Annotated in this window: 5 protein-coding genes; 4 read left to right on the top strand and 1 reads right to left on the bottom strand. The window is 68.5% G+C overall.

The window, feature by feature from the left end:
* Positions 1 to 2739, top strand: a 2739-nt coding sequence (locus R6V09_RS39730) for a TIR-like protein FxsC (protein WP_317886347.1), incomplete at its 5' end; no start/stop codon positions are given.
* A 15-nt stretch (positions 2740 to 2754) separates the two neighbouring features.
* Here R6V09_RS39730 and R6V09_RS39725 read toward each other — a convergent pair.
* The gene (locus tag R6V09_RS39725) at positions 2755 to 4242 is read right to left on the bottom strand and encodes an MFS transporter (protein WP_317886348.1); all 1488 of its coding nucleotides are present in this window, start codon (positions 4240 to 4242) and stop codon (positions 2755 to 2757) included.
* A gap of 446 nt (positions 4243 to 4688) precedes the next feature.
* On the opposite strand from R6V09_RS39725, the gene R6V09_RS39720 reads away from it, so the two are divergent.
* The 3 genes from R6V09_RS39720 to R6V09_RS54755 form a co-directional block, all read left to right on the top strand.
* On the top strand, positions 4689 to 5477 hold the full coding sequence (locus R6V09_RS39720; protein ID WP_317886346.1) for an ABC transporter ATP-binding protein: 789 nt from the start codon (positions 4689 to 4691) through the stop codon (positions 5475 to 5477).
* Complete coding sequence (locus R6V09_RS39715) at positions 5474 to 8047, top strand: ABC transporter permease (RefSeq protein WP_317886345.1); 2574 nt, start codon at positions 5474 to 5476, stop codon at positions 8045 to 8047. Before R6V09_RS39720 ends, R6V09_RS39715 begins: the two co-directional genes overlap by 4 nt.
* 194 nt (positions 8048 to 8241) lie before the next feature.
* The coding region (locus tag R6V09_RS54755; RefSeq protein WP_442810224.1) for a hypothetical protein at positions 8242 to 8423 on the top strand (182 nt) is incomplete at its 3' end.

Here is an 8423-nt window from a genome sequence, read left to right as displayed (position 1 = left end):
TCCCCCGTGCGGGCCCGCGGCACCGAAGCCGCCCGGGCCACGATCGAGGTCCGCTCCTCAGGCCCGGTACCCGGCATCACCCGAGGCCGCGCGGGCGCCGCCGACCGGGCACGCGTCCGATGGCTGCCCGTACTGGAGGTCTCCGGCTCGTGGCTGCACCCGTGGGCACGCCTGGTCTCGGGCTGTACGACGGACTGGACCCCGCTGCAGGCGGCCCCCCTCACGGTCGCCGCCAGACCCCGCCCGGCCGAACCCTCCGCCGAGCCCACCACACCGGCGACCTGGATCGCCCACTTCGAGGAGGGCTACTCACCCGAGGCCTTCCGCCTGCTGTGCCTGCTCGCCGCCGCGCCCCTGAGCCTGCCGGTGATGCGCCTGGTCCAGCGCAGCATGCTGCCGGAGTCCACGCCGATGCATCTCGCGGAGGTGTTCCTCTCCGGCCTGCTGGTCCGCCGCACCCCGGCCCGGACCGGCGAGGACCCGGACAGCGTGCTCTACGACTTCCGGGACGGCGTGCGGCAATCCCTGCTGCCCCGGCTGACCCGCACGGAATCGCTACGCGTGCTGCGCGGCGTGATCAAGGGCGTGAGCGAGCGGGTGGAGGCGACGTTCGGCGGGGTGACGGACTTCCCGGCGCTGGTCGCCGCGGCGGGGGCGGACGGGGGCCTGGACGGCCTCGAACTGCCCGAGGGCAGCCGGGCGTTCGCCGAGGTCGCGTTGGCGGTGATCCGGGGGACGGGCGGGGATTATGCGGAGGTGGCGGCTCGGTTGGTGGAGGGGGTGGGGGGTCCGGCGGGCGAAATGGTGCTTGATCAGGCCGAGTTGGTGACTGATGAGGCTGAGAGTGAGCGGGTGGGGCGGGGGGCGTGGTGGCGGCGTTTCCAGCCGCGGCTGGAGCGGTTCCGGTACACCGAGGGGCAGGAGATTCCCAACGAGAGTCCGTTGCCGGCCGAGGATGACGGGGCGGTGGGGGAGAGGGTACCGAGTCGGATTCCCGAGCTTCCGGATCATCATGAGCGGAGGGGGCTGACGTACTCGGTGCTCGAAGTGCTTCGGCGGGGGAGCCCGGGGGTTGTTGCGCGCTATCCGGTTTCCGGTCCGACGGTGTGTGTGGTCGAGGGGGCTCCGGGAGTGGGTAAGACCTCGTTGGCGATCGACTGTGCGCGGGAGTTGGAGGCGGAGTTCAGTTTGGTGCGGTGGCTTCGGGCCGATAGCTTCACGACCTTGCGCGAGGAACTCGCGGCCCTCGCCACTGAACTCGGGGTGATGCGCCGCCCGAACGATTTCTTCGGACTGCGCGCCTATATGCGCGACCATCCAGGCTGGCTGCTGATCTATGACGGCGTCACCTCGGACACCGTCGCACCGTGGGTTCCGGAGGGATATGGCAGCCTGTTGATGACCGTCTCCGAAGGCGCTGAATTGCCCGCCGTCCCGCATGAGACCGTGACCTTGGACGACTTCAGCGGGGAATCAGCCCTGCGGTACGTCGAGAAGGCGCTCCCTCGTGGCGAGTCGTGGACCGACAGAGGCGACCTGCTCGATCTGCTTGAAGTCACCGGAACACACCCGCTCGCCTTGTCGGAGGCCGTATCGAGGATCGAGGCGGACCACGAATCGGTCATGACTTACGTGATGACCGAACTGGTGCGGCGATCGGAAGTCGCACGGTTCCTGTCTCTGCTTGTCTGGATCACTCGCGACGATACCTTTCTCGGCCTCGGGGTCGTCGTGAAACCCAACGTGGTGGTTAGCACAGCCATCGAAGGGGTGGCAGGTGAGTTCCGTGTTCATCAACTCGGTGGTCCGCATGTTTACGTGGCGCAGGCGGAGCCATCCAGTGCATCGGGACTGACCCTGCTCACGCTCTCGGAGGCAGTTCTCTCCCCAGCGACTTTGTCCGACCCCGGGAGCGCGCCAGCCGTCGCCGTGTGGTTGTCGCGGCCGGACCCGAGCTCGGGGAAACCAGCCGTCAGACTGCGTCCCATTTCCCCGGAGACTCAACCCCCTCCGCCGAGCGCCGCACTGATCGATGCGGACGGCAGGCTGTGCGCCCTGGTCAACGACTACGTCGACAGGGTGGAGGTGATCGCTGTCACGCCTCGACGCGTTGCCCGTTCCGCACGTGTGAAACGACCGAGCCCGTTGTTCTACCTGAGCTACGCTTCTGGCCCTTCCGCTTCTGGCAAGAGCGATAGTCGCTTCGTAACTCAATTCGTCAACGACCTTGCAAGCGAGCTCCTGAACCTGACCGGGCTCCGCTCAGACAGCGTCAGCTACTTCCCGCTCCACGAGGAATTGTCCCTGGGCGAGCCTTGGCTGGAGTCCATGAAATATGCCTTGGCTCGTGCCCAGGTCTTCGTGCCCCTCTACTCACCCGGCTATTTCCGCAGTGCCTGGTGCGGCATGGAATGGGGGGCCTTCAACCGGCGTCAACAGCAACAGAGCGGTGGCGGCGCGAGGTCTGCGATCGTGCCGGTGCTCTGGAACCACGTCGACCCCGAGCAACTGCCGCCGGTCGCCCGGAACCTGCAATACACGCGAGGCGACCTCGGTGAAAGATACGCCGCAGAGGGCCTCTACGGGCTGTTGGCATCCGAGAGCCGCTCCGCGTACAGGCACGCGGTCCTGCAGCTTGCCAGCGTCATCGCGAACGTTGCTTTGAGAACCCGCCTGAACCCCTGCGACCCAGCCCTCTTCGACGACATGCCCAACGCCTTCGAGACAGACGAACCCTGACAGCTCGCCGCGACCTCATTCCTTGAGCACCGGAAACCGCCGAGGCGCCAAGAACAGCAGCACCAGGAAAGCCACAGCCGCAGCGACGCCCGCCCCCACGTAAACCGCATGCACCGCATCCGCGACAGCCCGCCGCGTCCCCTCCGGCACCGCACCCCCGTCCAACCCCCGCGTCACCGAGTCCAGATCGCTCGCCCCGCCCAACCGAGACGCCAACACCCCGTTGGCCACCGCCCCGAACACGGACGCCCCGATCGTCTGCCCGGTCTGCCGGCAGAACAGCACGGACGCGGTCGTCACCCCCCGCTCCTCCCACCCCACCGTCGACTGCACCCCGACGATCAGCGGCAGTTGGAAGAGTCCGAGCGCCGCGCCGAGCAGCAGCATCAGCACCATCGGCTGCCAGGCCGCCCCCGGATACGGCAGGAACGGGAACGCGAACAGGATCAGCGTCGCCGTCCCGATCCCGAGCATCGCCGTGTTGCGGAAACCGATCCGCCGGTACACGTGCTGGCTCAGCGCGGCCGACACCGGCCAGCTCAACGTCCAGACGGACAGCACGAATCCGGCCATCACCGGAGCCAGGCCCAACACCGACTGCGCGTACGTCGGCAGGAACACGGTCGGTGCCACCATCAGCAACCCCAGTGCGCCCAAAGCCAAGTTGACGGCCGCGATCGTACGGCGCCGCCACACCCACCCGGGGATTATGGGCTCGGCCGCCCGGCGTTCTATCGCGACCACCAGCCCCGCCAGCGCAAGTCCCGTACCGAACAAGGCGATTGAGGGTGCCGAGAACCAGTCCCACGCCACCCCGCCCTGCACCAGTGCCGTGATGAGTACGCCCCCGCACGCGAACACGGCCAGCGCGCCCGCCCAGTCGACGCGCGGGCGGGAGGCGCGGGTCCGCTGCGGTTCGTGCAGGTAGCGGACGATCAGCCACAACGCCACAGCCCCGACAGGGAGGTTGACGAGGAAGATCCAGCGCCAGCCGGCGTACGCGGCGAGCAACCCGCCGACTCCCGGGCCCGCGACCGCCGACACCGCCCACACCGTGGACAACTTCGACTGGATCTTGGGGCGTTCGCTCAGCGGGTACAGGTCGGCGGCCAGCGTTTGCACCGTGCCCTGCAACGCCCCGCCGCCCAGGCCCTGCACGACGCGGAACGCGATCAGCGCGCCCATGCTCCAGGCCACCGAGCACAGCAGCGAACCGGCGAGGAAGACCGCCGCGCCCGTGATCAGCACCGGCTTGCGGCCGAAGGTGTCGGAGAGCTTGCCGTAGACGGGGAGGGTGACCGTCACCGCGAGCAGGTAGCCGGAGAAGAGCCAGGAGAAGACGGAGAAGCCGCCGAGGTCGCCGACGATCTGCGGTACGGCCGTGGAGACGATGGTGGAGTCGAGGGCGGCCAGCGCCATCGCGAGCATCAGGGCCGCTACGACGGCGCCACGGCGCCGGTCGGGAGGGGCCGACTTGGGCTGCTCGGCCGCCTCGGGCCGTATCTCGGTGTCGCTGTCGGTGTCGCTGTCCCTGTCCCCCTGGTCCACAGGATTCCTTTCCCCTTGCACCTATCTGCCGCGCACCAGCTTCCCACTTGACCCTCACGTAGCGGCAGGGCGGAACCTGAGCGGGCCGGTGGGTGGACCGAACCCCGAGATCGGCTCCACCCGGCGGTGGAGACCCCCTAGGGGTGCCTCCCCACTACGTCCCGGGGACGGTTCGTACCGACGGAGGAGGAGACGGACCCGGGGTCGTCCTTAACCTGGCTTTATGCCGCTGGGGGGCGGCAGACCGAACCGCCGGGGGTGGGGTTTTCCCCCGGGAAAGACTGCGCTGAGCACCAGCGCGCCGGACCCCCTCCCGCCGCCAGACTCATCGTCGTAACCACTTGAACCGCATCGACCGGGCACCGGCACGCTCTTCTGCCGACCGACTTAGGAGACATACCGTGACATCGGCTGTAACCATTCCCAGGCACGGGGGCACTGGAGGGCGTACGGCCGTTGCCGCGCGAGCGCGGCAGGTCGTCAAGGCGTACGGAGCCGGGGAGACCCGCGTCGTCGCCCTCGACCATGTCGACGTGGACATCGCCCGCGGCCAGTTCACCGCGATCATGGGCCCCTCGGGGTCCGGCAAGTCCACGCTCATGCACTGCCTCGCAGGACTCGACACCGTGACGTCCGGGCAGATCTACCTGGACGAGACCGAGATCACCGGCCTCAAGGACAAGAAGCTCACTCAGCTGCGCCGGGACCGGATCGGGTTCATCTTTCAGGCGTACAACCTGCTGCCGACGCTGAACGCGCTGGAGAACATCACCCTCCCCATGGACATAGCCGGCCGCAAGCCCGACAAGGGGTGGCTGGCGCAGGTCGTGGACACGGTCGGTCTGTCGAGCCGGCTCAAGCACCGGCCCAACCAGCTCTCCGGCGGTCAGCAGCAACGCGTCGCCGTGGCAAGGGCGTTGGCGGCCCGCCCCGAGATCATCTTCGGTGACGAGCCGACCGGAAACCTCGACTCCCGTGCGGGAGCGGAGGTGTTGGGCTTCCTGCGCCGCTCCGTGGACGACCTCGGCCAGACCATCGTGATCGTCACGCACGACCCGGTGGCCGCGTCGTACTCGGACCGCGTCCTGTACCTCGCGGACGGCCGGATCGTCGACGAGATGTTCAAGCCGACCGCGGATGCCGTCCTCGACCGCATGAAGGACTTCGACGCGCGGGGGCGTACCTCATGACTGTCATGAAGACCTCGATGCGCAACTTCTTCGCGCACAAAGGGCGGATGGCGCTCTCGGCGATAGCCGTGCTGCTGTCGGTGGCGTTCGTGTGCGGCACGCTGGTGTTCACCGACACGATGAACACGACGTTCGACAAGCTCTTCGCGGCCACCGCGTCCGACGTGACCGTGCTGCCGAAGGCGGCCAAGGCCGACGGGAGCACCCCGCAGAACGGACTGCCCGAGTCGCTGCCGGCCTCCGTGCTGGCGCAGACGGCGAAGGCCTCCGGCGTCAAGTCCGTCGAGGGCGCCGTCAGTTCGATGAACGTGACCGTCGTCAACAGCGCCAACAAGAACATGGGCTCTTCGACCGGCGCGCCCACCATCGCGGGCAACTGGACGAAGAACGACCTGCGTTCGATGGAGATCACCTCCGGACACGCCCCGCGCGGGCCGACCGAGACGATGGTCGACGCCGACACCGCCGACAAGCACCACCTGAAGATGGGCGACTCGCTGCGCACCATCTCGCAGACCGGTGACTTCACCGCGCGGATCGTCGGCATCGCCACCTTCAAGGTGACCAACCCCGGTGCGGCCGTCGTCTACTTCGACACCGCCACCGCCCAGCGCGAACTCCTCGGCGCCACCGGCCGGTTCACCCAGCTCGGCGTCACCGCCGCGAGCGGTGTGACGGACACTCAGCTCAAGCAGAACGTGGCACAGACCCTTGCCTCGTCGGGGACGTACAAGATCCAGACGGCCAAGGAGAACGCCGACGAGAACCGCCAGGGCGTCGGCCAGTTCATGAACGTCATCAAGTACGCCATGCTCGGCTTCGCCGGGATCGCGTTCCTGGTGGGCATCTTCCTCATCATCAACACCTTCTCGATGCTGGTCGCCCAACGGACCCGCGAGATCGGCCTGATGCGGGCGGTCGGCTCGTCCCGCGGGCAGGTCAACCGCTCGGTGCTGGTCGAGGCGACCCTGCTCGGGATCGTCGGCTCGATCCTCGGTGTCGGCGCGGGTGTCGGTATCGCCGTAGGCCTGATGAAGCTGATGAGCGCGGCGGGCATGGACCTGTCGACGCGGGACCTGACGGTGAAGTGGACGACCCCGCTGCTCGGCCTGCTCCTCGGCGTGATCGTCACCATCCTCGCGGCCTACCTCCCGGCCCGCCGCGCCGGCAAGGTCTCCCCGATGGCCGCTCTGCGCGACGCCGGTACACCGGCCGACGGCAAGGCCGGCTGGGTGCGCGGTCTGACCGGCCTGGTGCTGACGGGCGCCGGTGTGGCGGCCCTGTTCGCGGCGGCCACCGCCAAGAAGGCGACCGACGGTTCGCTGGTCCTGGGCGCGGGCGTCGTGCTCTCGCTCATCGGATTCGTCATCATCGGCCCGCTGCTGGCCAACGGGGTCGTACGGGTCATCAGCGTGGTCCTCCTACGGGCCTTCGGGCCGGTGGGGCGCCTGGCAGAACGCAACGCGCTCCGCAACCCCAGGCGTACGGGTGCTACGGGTGCCGCCCTGATGATCGGCCTCGCCCTCGTCGCCTGCCTCTCGGTGGTCGGCTCCTCGATGGTTGCCTCGGCGACGAGCGAGTTGGACAAGTCCGTGGGCGCCGACTTCATCGTCCAGGGCAACCAGCGGATCGTCCCGCAGGCCGAGAAGGCGATGGAGCAGTCGCCCGACCTCGTCCACGTCACCCGCTACAAGGACCTCGACGCCACCCTCACCTCGCCCGACGGCCAGAAGGACACCGACGGCATCACCGCCGCCGACCCGTCCTACGCCCAGGACCTGCGCCGCGCCACCACGGCCGGCGAGCTGTCCGCCGCCTACGGCACCAACGCGATGTCGGTCGGGTCCAAGTACGCCAAGAAGCACGGCGTCCACGTTGGCGACACGATCAGCGTCGCCTTCAAGGGCGGCGAGACGGCGAAGCTCAAGGTCGCGGCCATCACGGACGACGACGTCGCCATCGACCAGGGCGCCCGCTACACCAGCATCGCGACGATGCAGAAGTACCTTCCCGCCAACAAGGTCCCGCCGAACGAGATCATGTTCGCCAAGGCCAAGGACGGCCAGGAGAAGCAGGCGTACGCGGCCCTGAAGAAGGCCATGGAGCCGTACCCGCAGTACCAGGTGCGCGACCAGACCGACTACAAGCAGGAACTGAAGGACCAGATCGGCCAGCTCCTCAACATGGTCTACGGCCTTCTCGCCCTCGCGATCATCGTGGCGGTCCTGGGTGTGGTGAACACCCTGGCCCTGTCGGTCGTCGAGCGGACCCGCGAGATCGGCCTCATGCGAGCGATCGGCATGTCCCGCCGCCAGCTCCGCCGCATGATCCGCATGGAGTCGGTCGTGATCGCCCTCTTCGGAGCGCTGCTCGGGCTCGGCCTCGGGATGGGCTGGGGGGCTACGGCCCAGCAGCTGCTCGCCCTGGAGGGGCTGAAGGTCCTGGAGATCCCCTGGGGCACGATCATCGCGGTCTTCGTCGGCTCGGCGTTCGTGGGACTGTTCGCCGCGCTGGTCCCGGCGTTCCGGGCGGGCCGGATGAACGTCCTGAACGCGATCGCCACCGAATAGCCACCGCCCACGGGGGAGCCCGGCGCCGAGAAGTCACGGGGGACTTCTCGGCGCCGGGCTTGTTTGTTGTCTTTGAAGGTTGCCCTTTTGAGTAACTGAGTCGGGCGGTGGGTGGGCATAGGCCCGGGGGTCCAGGGGGCGGAGCCCCCCTGGTACGCGAGCACCAACCCCGGCTGCGCCATCGTCGTCGTACGCTGGAACCCCCCGGCCCACAACACCCCGCGTCGGGCCCTTCGTGTTGCCCACCCCCAGACGGAAAGCCCTCCATGAGCCTGCACGGTCTGCTCGACGCCGTAGTCAAGGACCCCGCCCTCGCGGAAGCGACCCGCGCGGCGGCCGACGGCAACCGCATGCACGTCGACCTGGTCGGCCCCCC

It is taken from the genome of Streptomyces sp. W16 (genome assembly GCF_033194735.1).
Taxonomy (GTDB): domain Bacteria; phylum Actinomycetota; class Actinomycetes; order Streptomycetales; family Streptomycetaceae; genus Streptomyces.
The sequence above is the reverse complement of the archived record's forward strand: the minus strand, read 5'-3'. Positions and strand labels throughout refer to the sequence as shown.